Source organism: Corynebacterium doosanense CAU 212 = DSM 45436 (genome assembly GCF_000767055.1).
Lineage (GTDB): Bacteria > Actinomycetota > Actinomycetes > Mycobacteriales > Mycobacteriaceae > Corynebacterium > Corynebacterium doosanense.
Genome location: NZ_CP006764.1, coordinates 970,518 through 995,498, shown reverse-complemented (window position 1 = coordinate 995,498; position 24,981 = coordinate 970,518). Strand labels below are relative to the sequence as shown.

Annotated in this window: 25 protein-coding genes and 2 pseudogenes; 10 read left to right on the top strand and 17 right to left on the bottom strand. The window is 66.5% G+C overall.

The features are described 5' to 3' along the window. Positions 1–170 precede the first annotated feature (170 nt). Positions 171–1,112 carry a GlxA family transcriptional regulator gene (locus CDOO_RS04975; protein WP_018022629.1) on the bottom strand — a complete coding sequence of 314 codons (942 nt, stop codon included), beginning with the start codon at positions 1,110–1,112 and terminating at the stop codon, positions 171–173. A 107-nt stretch (positions 1,113–1,219) separates the two neighbouring features. Here CDOO_RS04975 and CDOO_RS04970 point away from each other — a divergent pair, with 107 nt between their 5' ends. Further along, entirely contained in the window at positions 1,220–1,531 is a 312-nt protein-coding gene (locus CDOO_RS04970; protein ID WP_018022628.1) for a putative quinol monooxygenase, read from the top strand. Between the two features lie 632 nt (positions 1,532–2,163). After that, the gene (locus tag CDOO_RS04965; RefSeq protein ID WP_026159455.1) at positions 2,164–3,489 is read left to right on the top strand and encodes an ISL3 family transposase; all 1,326 of its coding nucleotides are present in this window, start codon (positions 2,164–2,166) and stop codon (positions 3,487–3,489) included. 281 nt (positions 3,490–3,770) lie between these two features. On the opposite strand, the gene CDOO_RS13230 is transcribed toward CDOO_RS04965, so the two are convergent. Both CDOO_RS13230 and CDOO_RS04955 read right to left on the bottom strand, forming a co-directional pair. Further along, on the bottom strand, positions 3,771–4,409 hold the full coding sequence (locus CDOO_RS13230) for a hypothetical protein (protein WP_018022626.1): 639 nt from the start codon (positions 4,407–4,409) through the stop codon (positions 3,771–3,773). A gap of 53 nt (positions 4,410–4,462) precedes the next feature. Next, positions 4,463–4,954, bottom strand: coding sequence for a DedA family protein (locus CDOO_RS04955; protein ID WP_018022625.1), 492 nt, complete (start codon positions 4,952–4,954; stop codon positions 4,463–4,465). 137 nt (positions 4,955–5,091) lie between these two features. Between CDOO_RS04955 and CDOO_RS04950 the strand changes: the two genes are divergently transcribed. Beyond that, positions 5,092–5,646: a DUF488 domain-containing protein gene (locus tag CDOO_RS04950; RefSeq protein ID WP_018022624.1), complete on the top strand. Its 555-nt coding sequence runs from the start codon at positions 5,092–5,094 to the stop codon at positions 5,644–5,646. Here the strand turns inward: CDOO_RS04950 and CDOO_RS04945 are convergent. Beyond that, a complete protein-coding gene (locus CDOO_RS04945) occupies positions 5,643–6,113 on the bottom strand; it encodes a mycothiol transferase (RefSeq protein WP_018022623.1) in 471 nt (156 codons plus the stop codon). The two genes, CDOO_RS04950 and CDOO_RS04945, sit on opposite strands and share 4 nt — an antisense overlap. Before the next feature lie 351 nt (positions 6,114–6,464). Between CDOO_RS04945 and CDOO_RS04940 the strand changes: the two genes are divergently transcribed. Continuing rightward, complete coding sequence (locus CDOO_RS04940; RefSeq protein WP_155861374.1) at positions 6,465–7,619, top strand: DUF4185 domain-containing protein; 1,155 nt, start codon at positions 6,465–6,467, stop codon at positions 7,617–7,619. A gap of 99 nt (positions 7,620–7,718) precedes the next feature. Next, positions 7,719–8,384: a DUF4230 domain-containing protein gene (locus tag CDOO_RS04935; protein WP_018022621.1), complete on the top strand. Its 666-nt coding sequence runs from the start codon at positions 7,719–7,721 to the stop codon at positions 8,382–8,384. A gap of 18 nt (positions 8,385–8,402) precedes the next feature. Here CDOO_RS04935 and CDOO_RS04930 read toward each other — a convergent pair. Both CDOO_RS04930 and CDOO_RS04925 read right to left on the bottom strand, forming a co-directional pair. Then, positions 8,403–8,882: pseudogene (locus CDOO_RS04930) on the bottom strand (peptide-methionine (S)-S-oxide reductase). 10 nt (positions 8,883–8,892) lie between these two features. After that, positions 8,893–9,906, bottom strand: coding sequence for an NADP-dependent oxidoreductase (locus CDOO_RS04925; RefSeq protein WP_018022618.1), 1,014 nt, complete (start codon positions 9,904–9,906; stop codon positions 8,893–8,895). Positions 9,907–10,018: 112 nt separating this feature from the next. Here CDOO_RS04925 and CDOO_RS04920 point away from each other — a divergent pair, with 112 nt between their 5' ends. Further along, positions 10,019–10,504 carry a hypothetical protein gene (locus CDOO_RS04920; RefSeq protein ID WP_018022617.1) on the top strand — a complete coding sequence of 162 codons (486 nt, stop codon included), beginning with the start codon at positions 10,019–10,021 and terminating at the stop codon, positions 10,502–10,504. A 431-nt stretch (positions 10,505–10,935) separates the two neighbouring features. On the opposite strand, the pseudogene CDOO_RS04915 reads toward CDOO_RS04920, so the two are convergent. Then, positions 10,936–12,057 (bottom strand): annotated as a pseudogene (locus CDOO_RS04915) (low temperature requirement protein A). A gap of 156 nt (positions 12,058–12,213) precedes the next feature. Between CDOO_RS04915 and CDOO_RS04910 the strand changes: the two are divergent. The 3 genes from CDOO_RS04910 to CDOO_RS04900 are packed head-to-tail and all read left to right on the top strand — an operon-like array spanning position 12,214 to position 14,359. Then, complete coding sequence (locus CDOO_RS04910; RefSeq protein WP_018022614.1) at positions 12,214–12,675, top strand: substrate-binding periplasmic protein; 462 nt, start codon at positions 12,214–12,216, stop codon at positions 12,673–12,675. Next, entirely contained in the window at positions 12,675–13,649 is a 975-nt protein-coding gene (locus CDOO_RS04905; protein WP_018022613.1) for a cation diffusion facilitator family transporter, read from the top strand. The genes CDOO_RS04910 and CDOO_RS04905 overlap by 1 nt, the downstream gene beginning before the upstream one ends. 8 nt (positions 13,650–13,657) lie before the next feature. Then, positions 13,658–14,359: a type 1 glutamine amidotransferase domain-containing protein gene (locus tag CDOO_RS04900; protein ID WP_018022612.1), complete on the top strand. Its 702-nt coding sequence runs from the start codon at positions 13,658–13,660 to the stop codon at positions 14,357–14,359. Here the strand turns inward: CDOO_RS04900 and CDOO_RS04895 are convergent. Genes CDOO_RS04895 through CDOO_RS04875 form a run of 5 tightly spaced genes read right to left on the bottom strand, consistent with a single transcriptional unit; the run spans position 14,338 to position 17,113 of the window. Beyond that, positions 14,338–14,838: a 2'-5' RNA ligase family protein gene (locus tag CDOO_RS04895; protein WP_018022611.1), complete on the bottom strand. Its 501-nt coding sequence runs from the start codon at positions 14,836–14,838 to the stop codon at positions 14,338–14,340. The two genes, CDOO_RS04900 and CDOO_RS04895, sit on opposite strands and share 22 nt — an antisense overlap. After that, positions 14,835–15,440 (bottom strand): hypothetical protein, encoded by a 606-nt coding sequence (locus CDOO_RS04890; protein ID WP_018022610.1) that lies wholly within the window; start codon positions 15,438–15,440, stop codon positions 14,835–14,837. Before CDOO_RS04890 ends, CDOO_RS04895 begins: the two co-directional genes overlap by 4 nt. A 13-nt stretch (positions 15,441–15,453) precedes the next feature. After that, positions 15,454–15,660, bottom strand: a complete 207-nt coding sequence (locus CDOO_RS04885) for a hypothetical protein (protein ID WP_038573318.1) — start codon at positions 15,658–15,660, stop codon at positions 15,454–15,456. Between the two features lie 17 nt (positions 15,661–15,677). Next, complete coding sequence (locus CDOO_RS04880) at positions 15,678–16,865, bottom strand: type II toxin-antitoxin system HipA family toxin (RefSeq protein ID WP_018022609.1); 1,188 nt, start codon at positions 16,863–16,865, stop codon at positions 15,678–15,680. Next, entirely contained in the window at positions 16,862–17,113 is a 252-nt protein-coding gene (locus CDOO_RS04875; RefSeq protein WP_018022608.1) for a helix-turn-helix domain-containing protein, read from the bottom strand. The genes CDOO_RS04880 and CDOO_RS04875 overlap by 4 nt, the downstream gene beginning before the upstream one ends. Positions 17,114–17,289: 176 nt before the next feature. On the opposite strand from CDOO_RS04875, the gene CDOO_RS04870 reads away from it, so the two are divergent. Further along, the gene (locus CDOO_RS04870) at positions 17,290–18,321 is read left to right on the top strand and encodes an NAD-dependent epimerase/dehydratase family protein (RefSeq protein ID WP_038573682.1); all 1,032 of its coding nucleotides are present in this window, start codon (positions 17,290–17,292) and stop codon (positions 18,319–18,321) included. On the opposite strand, the gene CDOO_RS04865 is transcribed toward CDOO_RS04870, so the two are convergent. The 5 genes from CDOO_RS04865 to CDOO_RS04845 all read right to left on the bottom strand — a co-directional run bounded on the left by CDOO_RS04865 (position 18,318) and on the right by CDOO_RS04845 (position 24,759). Beyond that, positions 18,318–19,304, bottom strand: a complete 987-nt coding sequence (locus CDOO_RS04865; protein ID WP_038573315.1) for an IS481 family transposase — start codon at positions 19,302–19,304, stop codon at positions 18,318–18,320. The two genes, CDOO_RS04870 and CDOO_RS04865, sit on opposite strands and share 4 nt — an antisense overlap. Before the next feature lie 121 nt (positions 19,305–19,425). Continuing rightward, on the bottom strand, positions 19,426–19,782 hold the full coding sequence (locus tag CDOO_RS04860; protein WP_018023022.1) for a hypothetical protein: 357 nt from the start codon (positions 19,780–19,782) through the stop codon (positions 19,426–19,428). 12 nt (positions 19,783–19,794) lie between these two features. Continuing rightward, entirely contained in the window at positions 19,795–20,049 is a 255-nt protein-coding gene (locus CDOO_RS04855; RefSeq protein WP_018023023.1) for a DUF3072 domain-containing protein, read from the bottom strand. Between the two features lie 46 nt (positions 20,050–20,095). Continuing rightward, positions 20,096–22,222, bottom strand: a complete 2,127-nt coding sequence (locus CDOO_RS04850) for a YhgE/Pip domain-containing protein (protein WP_018023024.1) — start codon at positions 22,220–22,222, stop codon at positions 20,096–20,098. Next, positions 22,219–24,759, bottom strand: a complete 2,541-nt coding sequence (locus CDOO_RS04845) for a YhgE/Pip domain-containing protein (RefSeq protein WP_018023025.1) — start codon at positions 24,757–24,759, stop codon at positions 22,219–22,221. The genes CDOO_RS04850 and CDOO_RS04845 overlap by 4 nt, the downstream gene beginning before the upstream one ends. Between the last annotated feature and the right edge of the window lie 222 nt (positions 24,760–24,981).

Below are 24,981 nucleotides of genomic sequence, written 5' to 3'. Positions count from 1 at the left end.
CATCACAGCCACCCAACCCCGACCGTCCGCGAAGCCGGGACACGTCACATGGCCTGTGCTGCGGGCGTGTCGAGCGGGTCGTCCAGGGGCGACGCGGGAGCGTCGACGCGACGTGCTGAGAGGTGGTTCCAGTCGAGCACTAGCACACCGGCTACAGGCATTGCGATAGGTCAGGAACGGCGTCGCTCCCTACGCAGGAGGGAGCGCAGAGTCTCGGCGTTCGCGTAGCCGACCCGTAGCGCGATCTCGGCGGAGGTGAGGTCCGTGGTTGCTGAGAGGTGCCGAGCTCGTTCGATGCGAAGCCGTTGGACGAAGCCGAGCGGAGTGAGGTTGAGCGCCGCACGGACTCGTCGTTCGAGGGTGCGCCGGCTGGTGCCGAGCGACTGCGCGACGAAGGCGACGTTGAACGGTTCGTCCAGGCGGGCGCGCACGAAGCGTTCGAACTCGACGACGATCGGGTCCTCGTGCCGGAGATGTTCGTAGGCGACGAAGGCCGCCTGCGACGGGCGCTCGTCGATGATGAGGAGCTTGGCGACATGTTGGGCCAGGTCGGGGCTGATCGATCGCACGAGTGAGAGCGCGAGGTCGATGTGGGCGAACGCGGCGCCGGCGGTGACGAGGTTCCCGTCGACCACGACCATGGTGTCGAGATCGAGGGCGACGGTCGGATAGCGCTTCAGGAACTCCGGCCCCAGGAACCAGCTGGTCGTCGCCCGCCGATGATGCATCCGTCCGGTCTCGGCGACAGCGAACACGCCGGTGCACGCCGCGGCGATCCGGGTGGTCGCCTCGTCGAGGCGCCCGAGCGAGGCGATGACCGAACGAGCATCTCGGCTCTGGAGGACGTCGTTGGTAGCGGCGGCCGTAAGGGTTCCAAGCGCAGGGACGACGACCACGTCGAACTCTCCGGACTCCGACAGCGGCTGGTCCACCGACAGGGTCATCGATGCCGTCGTGGTCACTCGCCGTTTCGGTCCGAGGATGGCGAGTTCGATCGGGTCGATCCGCGGGTCGACATCGCCGCGAGCTCCGTCGGCCACCCGCACGATGTCGATGATCGACGCAATAGCCGAACCGAAGCAGCCGTCGATCGCGATCAGTCCGATACGCATGACGTAAACAATAGCAATACTGCCGTATACGCCACTCCCCACCGGCCCTCGCTCGTGATACGCTGAACTCGTCCCACGAAGAACCCCGACACCTAGGAGAGTCCCTCATGTCCACACCCGCATCACTCCCGTATGCCTTCGTCGCCAAGATCGTCGCGGCCGATGGACAGCACGACGCGCTCGCCGATCTGCTCGCCGGCGCTGTCGCACTCGCCAACGAAGAAGTAGGAACGATTGTCTGGTTCGCGGTCAGGACCCACGCCGACACCTTCTGGATCTTCGATGCATTCCCCGACGAGGCCGCTCGCGACGCCCACGCCAACGGCGCCATCATCGCAGCCCTGATGGACAACCAGCACCTCCTCAGCGCAGCACCCGAGATCCTGGCGGCCGACGTCCTCGCGTCCAAGCTCCCGTAGTCCGCCAACGCACGAGACGATCGCGCCCCGCCGAGCCGTCGCCAGGTCGCTACGCAACGCCATGCTGCGTTGCCGAGCGGTGCGAGGCCTATCGGCACACGGACAGGATGCCGGCCGCGAGCGCTCAGCCGGCGAGGGGTCCGTCGCAGAGGAGAGCGACGTCGGTGTCGGGCAGAGCCGTGAGGCCAGCGCATCGCGCGACCACCAGAACCAAACCGCCCCTGACCTGCGTTTCCGCAGGTCAGGGGCTGTTCGCCGGAGCCGCCTGTCGGAATCGAACCGACGACCTAATCACGTCGGCTTTGCGTCTATCGCTTGATGCGCCCACTAGGCGAACGAGCCGCTGACCTGCGCAAACGCCGAGCGTGGGGGACGCCGCCATCCGGTGGCGGCCGACGACGACCGACCAGTACCGACCGTTTCACCGGAGCTTGCGGCGGCGTCGAAGCCGAGCAAGCTCCATTCCTTTAGCTCACCGCGCCCTCCTCCTCGCCGGTCCCGTCATCGTCGAAGACGTTTCAGGGGTCTTCTCAGATGACGGTGTAGGTCGGCCGGGCGCGTCGGTCCGCAGATAGACGTCGAGATCTCCCGACGATGGAGGTTCCTACGCCATCCATCCGAAAGTCCCCGACGTGACCGACACTACCCCGCCGGCCGGCTTCGGCCGCCCTGACCTGACCGCCTTCGCTCGACTCGACGGCCTCGGTCTGAGCTTGACCGGACGACGACTTGAACCGGATCGTGCGGTCCTCGCGTGCCGCGTGGTGGAACCAAATCAGTGGTGCCGACGGTGCGGCAGCGAAGGCGCTGCTCGTGACACCGTGATCCGGCGGTTGGCCCACGAGCCGCTGGGCTGGCGACCGACCGTGCTGGAAGTTGTAGTGCGCCGCTACCGCTGTGCCGACTGCGGACACGTGTGGCGCCAAGACACCAGCGCCGCGGCGGAGCCACGCGCGAAGCTCTCGCGCACCGGGCTGCGGTGGGCGCTGGAAGGGATCGTGGTCGCACACCTCACCGTCGCCCGTGTCGCCGAGGGACTCGGGGTCGCGTGGGACACCGCCAACAACGCGGTCCTGGCTGAAGGCAAGCGGCTGCTGATCAACGACCCCACGCGGTTTGAGGGCGTGAAGGTCATTGGCGTCGATGAGCACGTCTGGCGCCACACCAGGCGTGGCGACAAGTACGTCACCGTGATCATCGACCTCACCCCGGTCCGCGATGGGGCCGGCCCAGCAAGGCTGCTGGACATGGTCGAGGGCCGGTCGAAGGCGGCGTTCAAGACCTGGCTCGCCGACCGCGACGACGCCTTCCGTGACGCGGTCGAGGTGGTCGCGATGGACGGCTTCACCGGGTTCAAGACCGCCGCTGCAGAGGAGATCCCGGACGCGGTCACGGTGATGGATCCCTTCCACGTCGTGCGCCTGGCCGGTGACGCCCTCGACAGGTGCCGGCGCCGGGTCCAACTCGCGATCCACGGGCACCGTGGGTTCAGGGACGACCCGCTCTACAAGTCGCGGCGCACGCTGCACACCGGCGCGGACCTGCTCACCGAGAAGCAGAGCCACAGGCTACGCGCGCTGTTCGTTGATGACGCTCACGTCGAGGTCGAGGCGACCTGGGGTGTTTACCAGCGCATGATCGCCGCCTATCGCCACGAGGACCGGCAACGTGGCCGCGAGCGCATGGAGAAGCTGATCACCGACCTCAGCGCCGGCATCCCCAAGGTGCTCACCGAGCTCACCACCCTGGGCCGGACCCTGGAGAAGCGAGCCGCTGACGTGCTCGCCTACTTCGAACGACCCGGCACCAGCAACGGGCCGACCGAGGCGCTCAACGAACGGCTCGAACACCTGCGCGGCTCCGCACTCGGGTTCCGCAACCTGACCAACTACATCGCCCGAAGCCTGCTCGAGACCGGCGGCTTCAGACCCCAACTCCTACACCCCCGATTGGGATGAGCCATGAACCCACCCCTTCGATTGAGCGATACTTTTGCCACACAAATCTCAAGGCAGGCGGGAGCAGATTTTATTCAGTCGTCCAACAATTCACCCCGCGGTTACCCCCCACCCGGTTCAGCTTTGCGACGTCGCGTACCACCCACTCGCCTCAGCCAAGGGCGACCCCGTTTTTCAACAGGACATTCAGCACGACCATCGCCGCAGCACCGACCAGGAATACCCACGGGGCCGAGGGCAGCCGAGGGGGCGTTCGGGGCACGTCAAGACGCGGGGCCCAGCTAATCGACATGGGCGCGAACACCCCGAGAGAGACGCTGTTGGCCATTCCCGCAATCTGCTCCCCCCGTGGTGACCGTCAACTCCGAGACGCTGAGCTGGAGCAGGTTGAGGGCGGCGAGCACGACCGAGCCGATGATCCACGGCACAAATGCCGTCGCCCGAATCCGACCAATCTCAGGGCCGGCGAGCCGCGCAACGTGCGGGGCAAAACGACGGGCGACGAGGATCATTCCAGCGATACCCACGCCGCAGGCGACAAACGCGCACCACCTGGGCAGATCCAGTCGCTCGACGACGATGGCGGTATCGCCGGCTCCGAACGGGGTGATGATCAGGTACGTGACCGCCTCCTGCAGTGAGGCGAAGGCGGTCCAGAGCCACAGCAGGTGGCCGATGCCGGGCGCAGCAGGCCTGGGCAGCAGCGCCAGCAATGCCAGCCCGAACACCAGCGAGAACACCGGCCCGGCGGCCGCGGTTATGGCCGCGTTGACGCCGGTCAGCCAGTGGGCGCATTCGTGAAGGAAGAGGGCCAGTAGAGCGGCGAGAATGAAGGCGGCGGTGTGGGTGGTCCAGGTGGCTCGGATTGATGACGAGTTCGCACGCGGAGCCGTTGGCCCCGCTGCGGGCGCAGAGGTCATGCCGCGGAGAATACGCCGGAAGCCAGCTGGGCACCGGGCGGATAGTCCGCGAGCTAGGCCCGCACTGCGGCCTGTCGGCCGCGGCGTCGAAAAGCGATGACCGCCCCGACCGCGATCAACGCCACAATGAGCACGGCGAGCGGCCACCAGTCGCCCGCCAGGGCACTGATCATCCCGGCCCAGGCGGCGAATCCGATGGTGCTGTAGATCGTCGCCCATGCCGCCGCGCCGGGGACCTGAGCGATGCTGAAACGCGCCCAGCCCAGGTGTGTCAGGCCCGCGGTGATGATGATGGCTGACTGCAGACCGACGGTGAGGTACGCGAGCGGGATGGCCAGGGGGCCGATGGTGTCGAGAAGTTGGCGGGCCCGGCGGGTGTCCATCTGGTTGATCCGGTCGCGGGTGCGCCGCCACCAACCGGGGCCGGCGCTTCCCCGCAGGGCCCCCGAGCGCACGCCGCGCCCGATCCAGTACGTCGCCTGGCCTCGGAAGGTGGCGCCGAGGTACAGCAGAACCCAGATCACCCAGAACGGGTAGCCCTCCATCACGCCTCCCTCCATCCTCGTGAATTAGGTACACCTTAGTAGCTGAGCGTCCACACTATCGACGCGCCGGCTCCCGGTCAATCACGCTCCCGTCCGGGCAGCAATGACCCACAAGTGCCGTGGGTAGAGTGGCCCGCATGAGCCGAAAAGCGAATCCCATCTACACCGTCGGCCACTCGAATCATGATCTCGACGTCTTCGTCGGGATGCTCACCGAGGCGGGTGTGACCTCGCTTACCGACGTGCGCAAGCTACCCGGTTCCACGAAATACTCGCACTTCAATGACGACGTGCTGGCGAAGGAACTCCCCGAGGCAGGCATCTCCTATCGCCGGATCGAGGGGTTGACGGGGCGTCGAAAAGTGTCCAAGACCGTACCCTTCGAGGTCAACGCCAACTGGCGCGTGCGCAGCTTCCACAACTACGCCGACCACGCCCTGGGGGACGAATTCGCCGAGGCCTTGGACGACCTGCGCGGGGAGGCCGCCGAGCACACCACGGCGTTCTTCTGCTCGGAGGCGGTGTGGTGGCGGTGCCACCGGCGCATCATCGCCGACCACCTCCTCGCCGCGGGCGAGGAGGTCCGTCACCTCATGGGACCGGGCCAGGTCACTGAGGCGACGTACAACGAGGGTGCGGTCGTGGGCGAGGACCGCAAGGTCCGTTACCCCGCCCTCGACGAGACCGATTAGGCCCGCTCGGCGGCCACCAGGTCGCGCGTGACCTCCGCGTGGCCGAGGTGCTGGCAGAGCTCCTCGAAGACATGCAGGAGGACGCTGTGGCAGGTCGCGATCCAGAACGCATCCCGATTAGTGAAGACATTTGCGGGCGCGAGCTCCGGGTCGGCCTGCGCCACGTCGGCGATGAACGCCGCCCGGGTATCGGCCGCGAGCTCCCGAAGCTCACTCACGGGGCTGACCGCGGTGAACTCGGCGTCTCGGTCGCGGAAGACCTCCACCCCGAGGTTCACGGTGGATGACCACTTGCGCATCATTCTGCAGCAGTGCGTGAGCAGCTGCGCCATGGAATTGCCACCGGGCAGGGGCGGCGCGGTATTGGCCGCCTCACCACCCATGCCGGTCACCAGATCCACCAGCGCGTCGAACTTCTCCAGAATGAAGGTCTCCAGCGCCGAACCCGACGCATCCGCCGTTGCCATGCGCCACAGACTAGGCCACCGGGATGCGTCGCGCTCGCCGCCTGATACCTGTGCTCCACCCGACAGCGATCTGTCAGGCGCATTGCCCCACCCGGTGATAAAGTTTAGAAGTTCGTGCGTCTCGGCACGGCGCACACCCCCGCTCCAGGAGAATCCCCTGCTGTGAAGAAAACCGCCCTCGCCCTCACGTTCGCCCTGTCCAGCAGCCTGATCGCCGCCCCGGTTGCCGTGGCACAGTCGTCGCTGCCCAACCTGTCCTCCGGTTTCTCCTCAAACGGCCGCGATCCGGAAACGCCCACCCAGCCCAGCAACCCGCGACCGGACGAGGTCAGCGAGGGCCTCGACGTCAACATCGTGGGCGATGTTCTCGGTCCCGGCATCTCCAACCAGGTGGGATTCCTCTCCGGTGACCTGGGCACGATGGTGAAGGTCGGAGTCGGCGAAGAGTTCGCCATCATCTTCGGCGACTCCTTCCGCGGTCTCACCGTTGGCCAGGGAGAGTGGCTCAGTCCCGTCGGCGTGGTCGCCGTGAAGGACCCCGATGGACGCATCCGCATCCTACGCCCGCTCAACTCCGGCGACAGGGTCGAGCAGCTGATCAAGTACCGGCACAATTCCGACGGCCTGACCCTCCTGCCCTCCGACGTGATCAACATCAACGGCACGCTCTACCTCCACGCGATGTGGAACGAGGGGCTGGGCAACGTGCTGCGCGAGGAGATCTTCAAGTCCACCAACAACGGCCAGACCTGGCAGCCCGTGCAGACCATCCCCGCGAACTACCTCGGCGGCAAGGGCGAGCTGGTCAGCTGGGAGCAGGGCCCGGACGGCTACATCTACATGGTCTCCACATCCTTCCTGCGCAAGGACGACGTCTATCTCACCCGCTTCCGCCCCGAGGACATCGGCAACTACAAGGTGTGGGAGCACCTCTCCTTCGACGGCGCCGAGCCGGTGTGGGGTAGCGAGTACGAGCCGGCCCTGGGCACCAACGTGCGCGCCGGAGAGATGAACCTGCGCTACATCGACGGCCACTGGGTGCTGGCCATGTTCAACGAGCAGCGCCTCGCCATCGAGGTCCGCATCTCCGAGGACATCGCCCGCGACTGGAATGCGATCACACCCGCGGACGTCGCCGTCCACGGTTACGGAGGGTGGGGCGACCCGCAGACCCCGGACAACTTCTCGCAGCTCTACGGCGGGTACATCGTGCCGGGATCCACCATCGCCAACATGGACCTGGTGATCTCGCAGTGGAACACCTCAGACGACTCCCGCTACATGTCCACGCAGTTCAACGTCAAGGGCCTGGACAAGTTCTTCGGCATCACCCAGAACAACCTGCGCTCTCGCTCCTTCGGCCCGGCGCAGGACAACCTGGGCAACCAGGGCGTCATCCTGGTCGACGAGACCGCCGGCGTGGATGCCGCGGTCCAGGAGCAGCTCGCCCTGGAGCGCATTGCCGAGGATTCAACGGAACTCGTCATCGTTCCGCTGGATCAGTAGGCGTGAGTTGACCGGGGTCGGAGCAGCGGTTGCTGCCGGCCCCGCCCGCCCCGATCCTGCCCACCCGTATCCAACCATCACCGCCCCAGGAGTACCGCCATGAGTTCCGCCCTCCCCGTCATTTCCAAACGTCGATCCCGCGGTCGTCTCGTGGCCGGCATCATCGCAGGTCTGCTCCTGGGGCTCGTCCTCGCCGTGGTCGGGCTTGTCCTTTTCGGCTCCCGATTCTTGCCCTCGATCGTCCAGTCCGGCGAGCGTGAGATCACCTCCGACACGATTCAGAGCTCCTTCGAGTCGATCGCGGAGCTGTCGGTGGAGGAGTACAACTTCACCAACATCGGGCGCTTCACCGAGGACAACAGCCGGGTCTTCGGCCTGAATGTGCCGTTCACGGGGAGCATGTTCCTCATCACCTACGACGGCACAGTGAAGGCCGGCCTGCGCGACTTCACCGCCGTGGACGTCAACGTCGACGATGCGGCACAGACCATCACGCTCACGCTCCCGCGTACGGAGGTCCTCTCCTCCACCATCGACCCCAACTCGGTCGAGCAGTACGACCAGTCGTTCAACCCCATCAACCAGATCCAGGTGTCGGACATGGCCGAGTTCCTGGCCACCGAGGAGTCCCGCGCCGAACAGACCGCCGTGGACAACGGCCTCCTCGATCGTGCGGAGTCCCGCACCGAGGAGCTGCTCACCCGGCACGTGGAGGCGTTCTCCGAGGGCAGCAACCTGGCGAACTACTCCGTCGAGGTGAAGTAGCCCCGCGAAGTCAGCTGGTCAGCGGTACCTGTTCAGCAGTTCCGCCGGCAGATGGCAGGTATCCTCCGGGCAGCGTCGTAGCCGGTGCTGGTGCTCCTCGGCGCTGCGCACGTAGCCCCGTAGCTCCCCCACCTCAACGGCAATGCGCTCCCGGTCCTCCCGTGCGTTGATGAACGCCCGAGTCTCTTCCAGGTGCGCGGGATCCCGCGAATACACCCCGGTCCGGTACTTCTCCCCCACATCCGGGCCCTGCCGGTTCACCGCCTACGGGTCGATGATCTCGAAGAGCTGCGCCACCAGCTCCGCCACGCTGGTTTTTTGCGGGTCAAACCGGGTTCGCACACACTCCGCGTACCCGTCGTAGGGCCCTTCCAGCGACGATGCCGCACCGTTGGCGCGTCCCGCCTCGGTCTCCACGACCCCGGGCAGCGTATCGACGAACGCCTGCACACCCCACAGACAACCGCCCGCGAGATAGATCTCCTCCGTCTGAGTCATGCGGGCCATGCTAGGCCACCTCGACGATCACCTTTCCCTTGGAGTGCCGGGATTCCAGCTGCTCGAAGGCCTTCGACCACTCCTCAAGCGCGTAGGTCGAGTCCGTGGTGAGCGTGAGCTTTCCGGCGTCCACCAGCGCGGACAGCTCCGCGAGCTCGGCGCCGTCCGGGTGCATGAAGAAGTATTCGTAGCTGGCCTGCGCCTTCCGCGCGAGGGAACACGCCTTCCGGCTCTGAAGCTTCTCGACGATCGCCACCAGCCACCTCCGCCGCGGAACCGCCATGGGTACGAGACTTCCCGGTGACGGCGGCCCAGCGATGCTGACCACGCGCCCGCCCGCTTCGATGACGTTGAAGAGGTCATTCATGTCGTCGCCGCCGACGAGGTCGAAAATCTTGTTGTAAGTCCGCCCGGCCTCCGAGACCTTCTGCTCGCGGTAGTTGATCACGTGGTCGGCGCCCGCATTCCGAACCGGACCCTCCCCCTGGGGCGAGGCCGTAACGGTGACCTCGGCGCTCTGGAGCTTGGCCAGCTGGATGGCGTACAGTCCCACTCCGCCTGCCGCACCCGTGATGAGCAGGCGGTCGCCGGGCTGCACGTCGAGGTGCTCAGTCCCTAGTGCCTGACGGGCTGTGAGGCCGGCGAGGGGTAGGCCGGCGGCGTCGATGAGCGAGGCCTTTTCCGGGGCCCGCGCCACAAACGAGGCCTCGGTGACCACGTACTCCGCGAGGCCCCCGAGTTCGGACTTTCCCAGCCGCGCGATGACGTTCTCGCCGCGCTCGAACCCGGTCACGCCGTCACCGAGGGCGTCGATGGTTCCGCTGACCTCGTTGCCGGCGACTTTGGGGAAGTCGTAGGGGTGCAGCATCTTGAGCCCGCCCTCGCGCTGCACTGAGTCCACGGGATTCAGGCCCGCGGCGACGACGCGGATGCGCACCTGGCCGGGCTGCGGTTCGGGGATGGACAGGCTCTCCAGGGAGTAGACCTCGGGGCCGCCGTAATTGTTGAATGTCAGTGATTTCATGTCTGGTGCAACCTCCGGGGGCGGGGTTGTTATTCCTTGCCGCTGCTCCATCCGGTCTGCGCCGGGTTGCGAAGTGGCTGCGGGGAGCGGCGATACGCGATATTTTGAATCCATGAGCGACTTCACTGGAACGTGGCGTCTGATCGGCTACAGCCCCTTCGACGAGACCGTTTCGCCGCTGATCCCCGAGGAGGCCTGGGAGGAGGACGCCGAGGGGGCCGCGTCCGCTCCCGAGGAGGCGTGTGAGCGCTACCTCGACAAACTGCCGACCGACATCCCGGAGTTCGAGGACATGACCACCCGCGAGCTGACCATCCACCCCGACGAGCGCTTCACGGAATTGGGCGTTCTCGACGAGGAAACCGTCACGTTCCAGCAGCCGGACCCGTGGGTGGGCAAGCCCTTCGACGGTCAGGTCGACACCTCGGGCGACTTCGCCGTCCTCATCGCCGACGGCATCGACCGGCACGCACTCACCCAGGAACTGCAGGTCACCGACTCACTCCAGCTTATCGACGGCCACCTCGTCCGCTGCCAGTCCATCATCTCCGACCAGGTCGATCCGGGCCGTTGCTGGCTGCGCTACGAGCGGGTTTAGCTCCGCACTCGGCAGGCGGAGTGTCGAAGAGCCCCAGCTACTCGACGCTCGTTCCAACCCGCACACAAAGACCTACCGAAACCCCCTCCCGACCCCTCCGGAACCGCACTCGGTAGGTCTTTAGATCCGCGCCTGGCAGGCGCTCCTCCCAACCCGTACACAAAGACCTACCGAAACCCTCTCCCGACCCCTCCGGAACCTAATTCGGTAGGTCATTAGATCCGCGCCTGGCAGGCGGAGCGTCACCCGCACACAAAGACCTACCGAAACCCCGTCCTGATCCCTCCGAAACCTCACTCGGTAGGTCATGAGATCCGCGCCGGCAGGCGAAGCGTCGAAGAGCCCCAGCTACTCGACGCTCGTTCCAACCCGCACACAAAGACCTACCGAAACCCCCTCCCGACCCCTCCGGAACCGCACTCGGTAGGTCTTTAGATCCGCGCGGGCCTCCGCCAGACCAGTACGGCCACGGTCGCCGCGAGGATCAGCGCAGTCAGGGCGAACGGAACCGGGATCAGCGGATCGACCAGCACCAAAAGCGCAGCCACCGGGACCACAACGTTGACCACCCGATCAGCATTCGGACGAATAGCCAGCAGCCAGATCCCCAGCACAAAAACTGCAACCGGGATGGTGAAGGCGAAGGAGGCCCAGGGTTGGTGCAGCGCGCTGTGCCCGGTGAGGATGTCGATCTCCACCTCGATGCCCACGGAGAAAGCGCCAGCGGCGGCGAAGATGAAGTAGTGGCCGTAGCCGTAGGCCAGGGAGTCGGCGAGCGAGCCGATGGCGTGGTGGTGCGGCGGCCAGAAGTAGATCCACCAGAGGGCGGCCGTCGAGAGGAACGCGAGGACGGCCAAGCCGACGAGCGAGCCGATCTGTTCCCCGGTCTCCAGCGCCTCGAAGATCGCGTTCGCCGAGGCCAGCAGGCTCTCACCCAGCAGGATCAGGGTGAACAGGCCGTAACGCTCGGTGATGTGGTGCGGGTGCCAGGGGGTGGATCCCGTGCGCTCCGAGACCACCGGAACCGCAAGCTCGGCGACAATCAACAGCACAAGGGAGACGGTGAACGCCGGCCCCGGAAGCAGCAGCGAGACGACCCAGAGAACCTGCACCAGGGTGATTCCACCCGCATAGGTCAGCGCGGCCCGTCGAGAAGCCCCCGTCCCGCGGGACGCGCGCAGCCACTGGGCGACGAGCGCGAGGCGCATGATCACGTAGCCGAAGTACAGCAACGTGTAGCTGTGGTCCTCGAAGACCGCCGGGATGCCCGCGGCCAGGACCAACACGCCGGCCATCTGGAGGAAGGTGAGCACGCGGTAGAGCTAGTCGACGGTGTCAAACGAGGTGGCGAACCAGGTGAAGTTCATCCACGCCCACCAGATGCTGAAGAAAACGACCGTATAGTTCGCGATCCCCTCCCCCACGTGCCCCTCGGCGAGCGCGTGGTGCAGCTGGGCGGAGGCGACGCTCACGGCGACCACGAAGACGAGGTCGAAGAACAGCTCGAGCGACGACGCTGCCCTCCCCGGCTCCTCGGGATCGCGGGGTCGCATGGGCGTGAGACGCAGGCGTGAAGTCATGTCGAGGGCCTTCTTGTTCGGCAGATGTCATGGGCCCGCGACGGCGTCGTCACTCGCGTCGACCGGCGCGGATATCGTAACCCCAGATTTCCTCCGCAAAAACCTCCGGCCCGGGATAAACTCCCACGCATGATCACAGCCCGGCGTCGCTTATCGACGCTCGTTCTCACACCCTGCATCCTCGCACTCTCCGCCTGCGGATCCATCCCCGCGGACAGCGCCGGAACGCTGGACCGCACCCGCGGTGGCACGCTCGTCGTCGGCGTCTCCGAGAACGAGCCCTGGACGGATGTCGATGACTCGACCGGGGAGGTCTCCGGTTCGGAGGCCGAGCTCATCGAGGGTTTCGCGGAGTCCATCGACGCGGGCGTCGAGTGGGTGCCGGGCTCGGAGAGTGTGCTGGCGGAGCAGATCAAGGAGGGTGAGCTCGACGTCATCATCGGTGGCCTGACCAAGAAGTCTCCCTGGTCGTCACACATGGCGTTGACCCGGCCCTACACCGACAACAACGTCATGGGCGTGCAGATGGGCGAGAACGAACTGCAGGTGGCGCTCGAGCGTTACCTCGCCGAGGAAAGCGGGGAGATCTGATGTCCCACGAACGTGAGACCGGTGCGGGTCGGAGGGGCCACGCGCTCCCCGAGGAGCAGCAGGATCTGCTGCGCCGGGCCAAGCGCCTGGAGTGGATCTCCATCGTCGTGCTCGCCATCACGGTGGCCACGGTCGGTGTGGTGACGGGCCAGTCCCAGGCCATGCGCGCGGCGTGGCTGGAGGATCTGCTGTCCTTCCTGCCGCCCATCGCGTTCCTCGTGGCCACCCGCTTCATCGACCGCCCGGCCGACCCTGAGCACCCCTACGGCCACCACCGCTCCATCGGCGTGGCGCATCTCGTCGCTGCGACTGCCCTGCTCATCATGGGTTCCTTCCTCATCTATCACTCGGTCGTGGGACTGATCGAGGGTGAGCGGCCGCCGATCGGCATAGTCGTGATCTTCGGCCATGCCATCTGGCTGGGCTGGCTGATGATCGCCGTCATGGCGGCTTCGGGTGTGGCCCCGGTGATCCTCGGCCGGATGAAGATGAAACTTGCCGAGCCCCTGCACGACAAGGTGCTCTTCGCCGACGCCGACATGAACAAGGCCGACTGGTCCACCGCGGTGGCCACCATCGTCGGTGTCCTGGGCATCGGGGTCGGGCTGTGGTGGATGGACGCGGTGGCGGCGATCGTGGTGGCGGCGTCCATCGTCAAGGACGGGGTAACCAACCTGCGCGGGGCGATCGGCGACCTCACGGACATCCGCGCCACCACGCTCAAGGCGAAACCCCACCCGCTCATCGCGGAGGTGGAGCGGGTGGCCGGCGAGTGCGCCTGGGTCGACATCGCCGCCGCCCGGGTGCGCGATCAGGGCCACCTCTTCCACGCCGAGGTTTTTGTGGTTCCTTCCACTGATCCGACGGTGGCGCAGGTCGAAGCGCTGCAGGAGAAGCTGCAGAACCTGGACTGGAAGCTGCACGACGTGATCATCACCCCGTCGAGTGAAATCCCGTCGTACCTGGTGCCATAATCGGCCCCATGACCCGCATTCTTCATGTTGTCACCAATGTCTCCCACTTCGACGACCCCACCGACCCCACCGGCCTGTGGCTCTCCGAGCTCACGCACGCCTGGGACGTCTTCGCCGAGCAGGGTTACGAGCAGACCATCGTCAGCCCCCTGGGCGGCTACGTCCCGCTGGAACCCCGCTCGCTCTCCTTCCCCTTCTATGACGATTCCGCGCAGGACTGGTACACCGACCCCGACCGGATGGCGCTGCTGGGCACCACGCTGAGCCCGGCGGATGTCGATCCGTCGGACTTCGACGCCATCTACTTCACCGGCGGCCACGCCGCCATGTACGACTTCCCCGACAACCCCGGCCTCCAGCAGCTCGCCCGCTCGATGTGGGAGCAGGGCGGCATCGTCTCCTCGGTGTGCCATGGTTACTGCGGACTGTTGAACGTGCAGCTCAGTGATGGATCGTCGCTTATCGACGCCCGCTCGCTCACCGGATTCTCCTGGCCCGAGGAGATCGTCGCCGGGGTGGCCAAGAAGGTTCCCTACAACGTCGAGGAGGCCGCCAAGGAGCGCGGCGCGCGCTACGAGAAGACCCCGATCCCCTTCACCGCGCACGTCGTCACCGACGGCCGGCTGGTCACCGGCCAGAACCCGGGCTCGGCGAAGAAGACCGCCGAGCGGGTGGTCGAGATCCTGAATCAGTCCGCGAGCAGGGTGTAGGTTTCCCGGCGCGGTCGCCACAGCCCCGCCCGCACGGCCCTGATCTCCCGGAATGTCGACGGGGTGAGCTCGTCCAGCGCCCGGAGGTAGTCGGGGATAATCTCCCTGGGCAGTCGCAGACCGACCGTGAGGTGCGGCGTCCACGTGTGCCCGCGGCCGTCGGGGTTGGCGGCGCTGATTGCGCGCGCCGCGGCGGAGAGGTCGTCCGGGGCGTCGAGAAGCCAGGCGACGGTCTGCTTGCGTTTGATGCCGAAGATGACCGTTCCCACCCTGGCCAGCGTGGCGGGGACAACCTCCGGGAGGAGCTGACCTGCGAGTTGGGTCGCGTCCGGGTGCATGGCCGGGGAAAACGTCACGGTCACGTGCGGGTGCTGGTGCTGCTCGGGGAAACCCCGGCGGTGAAGCTCCGCGAACACCTCGCGGACCATGTCCTCGTCCTCCTGCGCCAGGTGCAGCAGGATATTGTCGGGCGAGCTCATGCTGGGGCGTAGCGATCGTGGGCGGCGTTGTAGACCTCCATGAACTCCCGCGCCTTGAGGCCTTTCACCCCGGGCACGAAGAGGAAGATCAGCGAATCCGTGGTGTGGTCAGGGACGAGTGCCTTGCGCTGCTTCTCGGTCAATTGCTGGTCGAGCATCCTCGAGCCGGCCAAGGTGAGCGCGATGACGTCGCGTGTGACATCCGATTCGGCGTACTTGAGCCGGACCTTCTTCCTTTCGGCCAGCTGGAGGCACCACCAGGGGATCGGCCCATGGCCACAAAGGGTGAGGCCACGTTCGTCGATAAGCACTGGTTGGCGCTGAACTCGGCGGTGGTGCCAACTCTGCACCACCAGACTTCCCACCCCATACAGCAGCCCCGCAGACGCGAGGCAGAGGGCGGCCGCCTTGAGCATCTGCATGCGGGTATCCGTCTCCTGAAAGATCGTTCCGAACGATCCGAGAAAGAACAGGATCGCGAACGGAAAGGCGACATAGCCCGTGAGCCGGTCGCGGGTGGACCAGCCCGTGCTCCTACCCGCGAAGGAGACCCTGCCCGTGTAGTACAGCGTTTCTAGCGCCTTGTTCCTGGCTGCACTCACGGCTATACCACACTCAACACCGTGAACCGGCGCTCGCGGGCGCGCTCGGAGACGCGATCGAAACGCGCGGCCAGACCCGCGCGTCGGGGTTCGCGAGTGCCGCCGCCGTGAGGGTGCCGGTGGTGTCTCCTACGACGAGGATGCGCTGGGCAGGGTCGAATTCTCGGGCCGTGCGCAGGATGACCCGCTCGATCTGGTCGGGCTCTGGTGGGGCGATCACGGGTCTGACTGTATCAACTAGAGCCGATCCGCCAGCTCCGCCCGGCGATGCCGCAGTTCGCGCTCGGCGTGGGTAAGGGGCGATCCTATGGACGGCAACTCCCCAAGGTTGACGGAGCTTGCAGCGCTCAACGCCTCCTTCAGCGCGGACCTGGCAGCACCCGGGGGCAGGCCGATCTCCTCGGTGAGTTCCTCCCAGTGCCGCGCGCGAATCCTGCTGGTCCTGCCGGCGACGGGCAGAGCCATCCTGTCGTCGCCGTAGAGGAGGGTGCAGGGGACGTCGAACACGGGGGCAATCCTCCAGCGTTCGTCCTGACCCTGGAGCACCGCGACGTTTTTCGCGTGCAGGTCGCCGTTCCCGGTCAGCCAGGCGTAGGCGAACTGGATGAAGAGCTGCCGACTGGCGATGAGCGGCGCGGAACAGATTTCGGCTAGCCCGGAGATGACGTCCGAGGTATCGACCGCATACTTCCTCGCTGGCAGCACATCCAAAGCCTGCGCCCCATCCTCCATCGCCAGCCGATCCCAGTGCCGCCCTTTTCCCGGCACCCGGTCAAACCTCCTGGCCAGAAGGCCAGGAAGTCCGTATGCATCCCGCACGATCCGCGCCGCACTGACCTCCATCCTGAGTGACCGCGCGGCCTCAAGGTGCAGGACCTCGTTGGCCACCAGGTGCGGATGTTCCGGCGGATCGATCTTGAGAGTCGCCGGACCCTGAATCGTTCCCACCGGCTGAGTGATCATCGAGGCCGAAGCTTTCGCCTGCACGCCGGGGAGTCCGTGTCGATCGGCCAGGCCAGTCAATGCGCGGAAGTCCAGCGGGTCGGAGTCGAAGTCGACCATAGGTGGAACCGGATCGATGGGCTCTCCCGCGGCAACGACCTGGACATCGCCGGGCGTGTCCGTTCCGATGGCCAGGAGCAGCGACAGCTCGTCGTCGTAGGACGTCTTCACCTCGTCGCGCAGGACAGTCAACCGGTGCCCCTCGGGCAACAGGCCAGCGAAAAAGGCTGGGACTCCCCCGCCCGGTCGTTGGACCGGCTCGGCAGAGACCGGAAGAGTGCTGGCCACCGGAGCTCCGGCGAAGTCCTCGAGATAGGCGAAGGAGACCTCTCCCGAATCACTCCGGGTCAGAGTCGCAGCGCGTCGGCCGTTTTTGTACACGTCCGCCCGGTCAGTCGCGCGGAAGCGACTGTGATCGGTCATCCGCGCACCTCCAGTTCGAGGCCCAGAACCTTCAGCGTGGCCAACACTGCCCCGATCCCGGGAGTGCCGGTCCCCTTCTCGATATCACGCAGCGTCCGGTCGGAGATTCCCACCAGCTCGGCCAGCTGCTGCTGGGTGAGTGCATAGTTTTTCCGCATGGCGCGCATGGCCTCGCCGATACGACGCGCTTCGGCGGCGACGGTGGCGGCAGTTGCTCCTGCATCAGTGCCGTGGCTTCGGCCGGGCATTTCGGAAGAATCCTTCGGATCGACGGGAATTCGTTCCCACCTTGACGCCCGGGAGTATTAAACGGAAGCTTTCTTCCGCTTAAGAGTTCTCCGCACGGTACACACCCTCCCTAGCCCGTTTCGGAAGAATAGCTCCGATGTGCACCGGACAACACCACTGGTGGCACGATAACCACATGACAACCTCCCAGACCATCCTGGTCACCGGCGGTTCCGGCTTCATCGCCGGTCACTTCATCCTCCAGTTCGCCGAACGCGGGTTCCCTATCCGCGCCACCATCTGTTCCCTGGCCAAGGAGCAGCAGGTCCGCGGCACCCTCTCCGCCGCCGGGCTGCCCGACACCGCCGACCTCACCTTCGTCGCTGCGGACCTCACCGACGACGCCGGCTGGGCCGAGGCCTGCGCGGGAGTCGACACCGTCCTCCACGTCGCCAGCCCGGTCATGCCGGGGCACGTGAAAAACGAGGACGACGTGATCACACCCGCCCGCGAGGGAACGCTGCGAGTCCTGCGCGCCGCGATCGGGGCCGGTCTACGACGCGTCGTGCTCACCTCCGCCTTCCACGCCATCGGCTTCGGCCATCCCCGAGGCATCACCCGCTTCACCGATGACATGTGGTCGCCCCTCAACGGCCCCGGCATGGACGCCTACGGCCGCAGCAAGGTGCTCGCCGAGCGCGCTGCCTGGGATTTCGCCGCAGAGACCGGCCTCGAGCTCACGTCCATGTGCCCCGTCGCGGTCATGGGTCCGATCATGGGCCGCTCCATCACAGGCTCGAACCAGATGATCCTGGGCATGCTCACGGGAAAGATGCCGGTGATCGCCAACGTCGCCGTGCCGACCATCGACGTCGGCGATGTCGCGGCCGCCCACGTCGCGGCGATCAACACCCCCGAGGCCGCCGGGAAACGTTTCCTGCTCTCTGACGGCCAGGACGCGATCCCACTGCGCGAGATCTCCGCCCTCCTACGCTCCAGATTCGGCGACGCCGCCGCGAAGGCCCCGACCCGGGCGCTGCCGGACTGGCTGGTCAAGGCTCTGGCGCGCGTGGTTCCGCCCATGCGCGAGATCGCCCCCGATCTCGGCCGCGTGAAGCAGCCCTCCAACGAGCGCGCCCGCGAGGTGCTGGGCTTCGACCCCCGCCCGGCGCGCGAGGCCGTCACGGATGCCGCCGCCAGCAGGATCGACGCCGGCCTGACCCGCTAGCTGTACTGACCGGGGAGGTTAGTTAACCGGGTGATCGGTGGCTGACCTCCGCACGCGGAATGGGGTCGGTGGTGATTGTAATCATGCAACCACCGACCCAACGTGTTTCTGCGTTCCTGCTCCGACAGGTAATGCCGGGCATAGGCCCACCCGTCGGTCAGGGTGCGATGAAACCGCTCAATCTTGCCATTGGTCTGCGGCCGGTACGGCCTGGTCCACTTCGGGGTGATCCCCACATCCCTGCAGGTCTGCTGCCATAGTTTCGACCGGTAGGCAGCACCGTTGTCACTGATCACCCGCTCCACGGTGATTCCACGCTGATCGAACCAGGCTGTGGCCCGTTGCAGTACCCCGACCGCGGTGACCGCTTTCTCGTCGTCGTGGATCTCGGCGTAAGCCACCCTCGAGTGATCATCGATGACGGTGTGGACGAAACAGTGCCCCATCAACGGCTCGTGATAGCGGTTGCGGGGTTTGCCCGGGGTTGCAGCCCGGTGGCGATCGCCCTGGCGCTTGCCGACGTATCGCCATCCACCACCGTCAGGGATGTTGCCGAACTTGGTGACATCGACATGGATCAGTTGGCCGGGACGGTCGTGTTCGTATCGGCGCACCGGCTCGCCGGTGGCCCGGTCGGTATACGACAGGCGATGGAGTTGACACCGTTTCAGGATCTGGTGCGCGGTCGAGGGGGCGATCCCGCACAAAGCGGCCAGCTGCACAGGCCCGAGGCGTTTACGCAGACGAAGTGACACCACCCGCTTGACCACGTGCAGGGGTGTCTTGTTCGGGCTGGTGTGCGGTCGGGAGGAGCGATCCTGCATGGTTTCGCCGGCGCGGTAGCGCTCGGCCCAGCGTTTGACGGTGGGCCAGGAGCACTGGAACCGGGCGGCAACCTCGGAGATGGGATGACCGTCGTCGACGACGAGCTTGGCGACTTTCAGACGGTGACGGGGGGTCAGGGCTGCGTTAGCATGAGACATCGAAGACCTCTTGTGTGGCTGGGTTGGATTAGAGCACTTCCCATTCCACACGGGAGGTCTTCGTCATGTCACCGGATCACACAGATCCGACCAACGTCTCCGGTCAGTACAGCTAGCCGTCTCAGCCCGGGGCTCTCGTGGCCGGGAGTTCCTGCCACGTCAGCCGCACGTCGTCCGGGGCAGCGCGCAGCGCCTCCACCAGGTCGTCTGCGGCGCTGAGCACGGAATCAAACCCGTCCTCCCCAGCCGAGCCGAGGATGATGCGCCACTGCTCGCCCGGCTCATCACCGGACACTTCCACGTAGTATCCGCCGCGGTAGTAGACCCCGTCTGCGCTCTCGTCCCGGGTCAGCGTGGCTAGAAACTCGGGCACGGCATCCCCCGCGGCGGAAACCGTCGCGGCCATCCGGACCAGGGTGGATACGTCGAAAGGCCAGTCCGCGAACCACGCGTCGCTCGGTCGGAACTCGGGGACCACAGGTTTCGCAGGCTAGTTCTGGCCACCCTGCAGGCGGTCGATGTGCTTGGACGCCTCAGCCTTGGTGAGGTCAGCGGGCAGCTCCTCGCCGGCCTCCTTAGCCAGGGTGTCCAGGTAGGACTTCTGGGACTCGGTCATGGGGTCATCGCCGCTGACCCACTCGGAGGGGTCTTTCTCCAGCTGCGAATCCTGCGCGTCGCCGGTGGCACCGATGGTTTCCTGGTCGTCGGGGAACTGGTTCTGGGTGTTGTCGGTCATGTCGGCCATGGTAGCGCTTCTCGACGCCTCCCCCAGCCACTCGCCGCCAGGGGCCCTAGATCATCACCTTGGTCGATTCGATGGCCTCGGTGGTCTTGCGGTTGTAGGACTCGAGAAGTGGCCCGAGCAGCAGCCCGATGAGCAGGGCCGGGATGGCGAACAACAGGAGGATCCCGAGCTCGCGGAAAAGATCCGCCTGGTAGATGCCCGCGATGGCCGAGCGCATCGCGTCGATGGAGTAGGTCGCCGGCAGCCAGGGGCTGACGTTCTGGAACCACTGCGGCAGCAGTGGCAGCGGGTAGGAACCACCAGCGCCGGAAACCTGGATGACCAGCAGGAACACCGCCAGCGCCTTGCCCACGCTGCCGAAGGTGCGGATGAGTGAGTAGAGGATGAGCATGAACACCTGCGAGACCACCCAAGCGGTGAGCAGCAGCAGGAACGGGTGCGCGGGCTGGATCTGCACAAAGACGATGAGGCTGAGCGTAGCCAGGGTGCTCTGCGCGAGACCCAGCAGCGAGAAGATGCCGAAGCGCCCGAAGAACTCCTCGAACCGGGAGAAACCGTCGCCGCTCGCACCGGTGCGGATGAGCACCGAGGCCAGGAGCGCTCCCACCCAGAGCGAGAGGGTGAGATACAGCGGCGCCATGCCGGTGCCGAAGCTCACCACGGGGAAGATCTCCTGCCGCTCCACGGCGACCGGGGAGGACAGGTGGGTCGCCAGCGCCTCCGGGTCGTTGCCGATCAGCTCCGCCACCTTGGAGAAGTCGCCGGTCTCCCCCGCCGTTTCCAGCTCCGCGCTCAGTTCACGGAAGCGCCGGGCGTCGTCGTCGAGACGCACAGCCAGCGCGGACGTGGCGTCACGGGCGTTCACCAAGGACTCGGTGAGCGAGCCGGGCGACTCCTCTAGGAGCGTGCCGGCGCGGTCTAGGTCGCCCCGGACCACGGACACGTCCTGACGCAGGGTATCCAGGGACGCGCCCAGACCCTCGAACTGCGGCTGGAGGTCCTGCTCGTAGGCGGTGGCCGCGTCGCTGACCGCCGTGCGCGCGAGGTCGACGGCGTCACGGCTGTTCTGCCGGGAGGCCTGGCTCGTGGCGTTGCCGGCGGCGATGTCGTCCGCCGAGGCGAGGAGGTTGTCCTCCAGGTTCTGGCTGCGCGCGACGGCGGTGTCGAGCACGCCGACCGCGGCCTCGGTGCCGGGCACCGCGGCGACGTTGTCCCGCAAGGCGCGCAGCGACGCGGTCTGCTGGCCGACGCGGGTGCCCAAGGTCCGGTAGGTCTCGGCGGCGCTCTCGCTGGTGGCGTCGGCGCTGGTGAAGAGGGCGTCGATACGCGAGCCCACCACACCGTAGCTGTCGGCCGTTCCCCGCAGGCCCGCGGACAATGCGGTCGCGGTACCGGCGAGTGAGGAGTCGAGGTCACCCGTGGCCGCGACGTCGGGGCTGTCGGCGACGCTGGTCCCGGCGGCGTCGATGATGTTGCCCGCACCCTCGACCAGGGTGAGGCTGGAGTCGATGACCCCGGTGAAGGAGCGAGCGGTCTCCGCGCCCGAGGACAGGCGCGTGCTCGTGTCCGCCACCCGGGCCTGCACACGTTGGAGAGCCGCCTGAGTGTCGCCGCTGCCCAGATACTCGGACAGGGAATCCACCACGCCCAGGCCGACGTTGGCCACCACCTCGGTGAAGGCCGCGTTGATCTGCGAGGTGACCCCCTGCGCGCCCTGCTCGGCGACGATGGGGGTGAGCGCGTTGAGTTTCTCGTTGGTGTAGAGATCGATCTCCGCCGGCTCCGCGCTCGCGGTGTAGAAGGTGAGCAGGTCGGTGCTGAAGGTGGGCGGCAGGACGATCGCCGCGTAGTACTCACCGGAGCGGGTGCCCTCGATGGCGTCGTCTTCGTGGGTGATCACCCAGTCGATCTGCTCGTTGCGCGAGAGTTCGGAGAGCACCTGGTCGCCGAGGTTGATCTCCATCTGCACCAGGTCGCTGTCGTAGCCCTCGTCGGTGCTCGCCACGGCGATCTGCAGATTGCTGGTGTTGCCGAAGGGGTTCCAGCTGGCCAGGACGTTGAAGGAGGAGAAGATCATGGGGATGACGGCCAGGCTGAAGAACATCAGCGCCGTCATGACGTTGGTGCGGACCCGGTGCAGGTCGTCGCGGAAGATCGTCCAGATGCCGCTCATGCCTTCACCTCATTGCCTTCGCGGGCGCTCGCGCGCAGCTCACTCTCACTCAGTTCCGCGAGTTCCCGGGCGCGGGCGAAGCTCAGCCGGGTGTACTCGGTGAAGGCGATACCGCCCGCAAGCAGGAGGAACCACAGGCAGAGCAGCCCGAACAGCACCGTCTTCTGCTCGGGGAAGAGCCCGGCCAGCCCACCGAGGAGGACCACGCCGAGCACACCGAAGGCGATGATCGACCGCAGGATCGTGGAGTAGTGGTCGCGCAGCGTCTTCCACCGCCGGTCCACCGAGTCGCGGAACTCGTCCCGGTCGCGCAGCGCGTGCACGATGTCCACCAGCCGGTAGCCGGAGCCGACGACCTGGACCTGGTCGCTGATGACCAGGCCGCCCTCAGCGAGCTGCGCGTTGACCGTGCGTTTGACACTGGACAGTCCACGGCGCGCCACCATCCCGGTGAAGAAGGCCACCACGCCCATGAGCATGAGGATCGCCAGCTGGAGTAAGTAGTGGTGGCCATAGAACCCGCCGATGGTCTCGCGCAGTGCGTTGATGCCGTGGGTGAACGGGAGCAGCGGGTAGATCGCCTGGAAGAAGTCGGGTGTCATCTCGATGGGATAGAGCCCAGACGCGCCGGGGATCTGGATGAAGGCCAGGACCACGGCGATCACCGTGCCCATGTTGCCCAGCGCGGAGACCAGCCCGTAGACGATGGCCAGGTACGCCTGCCCGATGATCACACACGAGAGCACAAACACGGGGGCGTTGACCGTCTGCACGCCGAGCAGCAGATCACCGACGGCGACGACGAGCCCCTGCCCCACCGCGAGCAGCCCGAGCAGGAGGTAGCGGCCCAGGTACGCCCCGGAAACGGTCACGCGTCGGAGGCCGGCGGTCTCGACCTCGGTGCGGAAAATGAGCATGATCATGAACGCGCCCACCCACAGCGAGAGGTTGGTGAACAGCGCCGCCATCTGCGAGCCGTAGGAGTTGACCGGGAAGACGGCGTTCTCCGTCACCTCGGTGGGTGAGGCGAAGAACCGGCTTATCGACGCTGAGTCCAACGAGTCAACCTCGCGCAGCACCCCGTCCTGCGACGCGGAGGTGAGCAGCGCGACATCCGACTGCGCGGTACCCAGGCTGTCCTCAATTCCGGCCAGGTCCTCACCGAAGCTGGCCAGCACCGCGGTGGAGGAATCGATCTGGGTGCGGACGCCGTCGAGAAGCGAGACCGATTCCCGGAGGATGATCTGCTGCCCGGAGAGCGTTCCCGCGAAGCTGCCGGCGGTGGTGTTGACCCGGTTGACGGCCGCGTTGAGGGCGGGCAGTCCGCGGAGGGTCTCCTGGACGCCGCGAGCGGAATCTCGCGTATCGACGGTCGCGTCCGCCAACGCCTGCGCCGCATCGTCGACCGCGGCGGTCGTCGCCGCCGCGTCGGAGTTGAGCGCACCGAGGTCGTCGACCAGCTGCTGGCTGGTGGCGTTGCGGTCCTGCAGTCCCGTCAGCGCCTCCTGCAGCGGGGCGGCCGCGGCCGGGCTGAGGATCCCGGAGTCGAGCAGCCCCTGGACCTGATCGATGGCCGCTCCGGTCTGGCCGACGACATTCTGCGCCTCGCGGGTGGCGGAGTCGATGCCCGCGCTGGCCCGCTGGAGCTCACCGGTGACCGAGGTGACGGCGTTGTTGGCCTCGACCGTGCCGTCAGCGAGCGAGGTCGTTCCCTCGACGTAGGCCTCCGTGGCCGTGTCGGCGAACTTCGTGGTCTCACGCTGCACGTCGGTCATGATCGACTGGACACGCACCAGGGTGTCCTGGGCGTCCGCGAGCGTCGTGTCGGCGGAGCGCAGGCTGTCCTGCGCCGCGGCGATCGCGGGGTCGGCGCCGTTGAGGCTGGCCTGGATCCGCTGGATCTCCGCCTGTGCGTCAGCGACGGTTCCCGCGGCCTCGGCGAAACCGCCCTCCGCGTTGGTGCCGGCAGACTCGAGGCGGTCGCCGAGCTCGCCTCCGGAGTTGCTCAGCTCCGTGGTGACGGCCTCTGCCACCACCTGCTTGAGGGTGGAGTTGATCTGCGTGTCCACACCGCTGGCGCCCTGATTGGTGATCTGCGGGCCGATAGCGCTGAGTTTCTCGTTGACCTGGTAGATCAGTGCTGGCTGGGTATACGGCGGATCGAAGATGCTGACGATGCCCGCCGAGAAATCCTCCGGAACGATGATCGTGGCGTAGACGTCGCCGCTGCGCACCGCGTCATCCGCCGCCGCGCGGTCCATCACCTGCCAGCCGAGCCCGTCATTCTGCTCCAGCTGGGAGACAAGCTGCTCACCCACGTCCAGCGGTCCGGTGAGCTCGGAGTTCGCCCCCTCGTCCTCGTTGACCACGGCGATGGCGATGTTGCTGGTGTTGCCGTACGGATCCCAGAACGCGGCGATGTTGAACCAGGCGTACAGGGCCGGGAGGATCATCACCCCGACGACCACGATCCACACCTTGGGCGTGCCCGCGATCCGGCGTAGATCCCGGGTAAGAATTGTCCAGATGGTGTTCACCGTGGGGAGCCTATCACCGTTAGCTCATGGGTCCGAAGGGTTTGTCGAGGGGTTTCGGGGCCGCTGTTTCTGCATTGCGACGACCTCCCGGCGGCCGAGCAGACTCTCGATTCCGAACCCTTCGCCCCTGCCGGACCCTCGGCGGACGATTGTTATGAGTGAACTCGAGCGGTTGTCGGCCCGAACGAAAAGGCCTACCGAGGGGCCGTTTCGGGCCCTTCC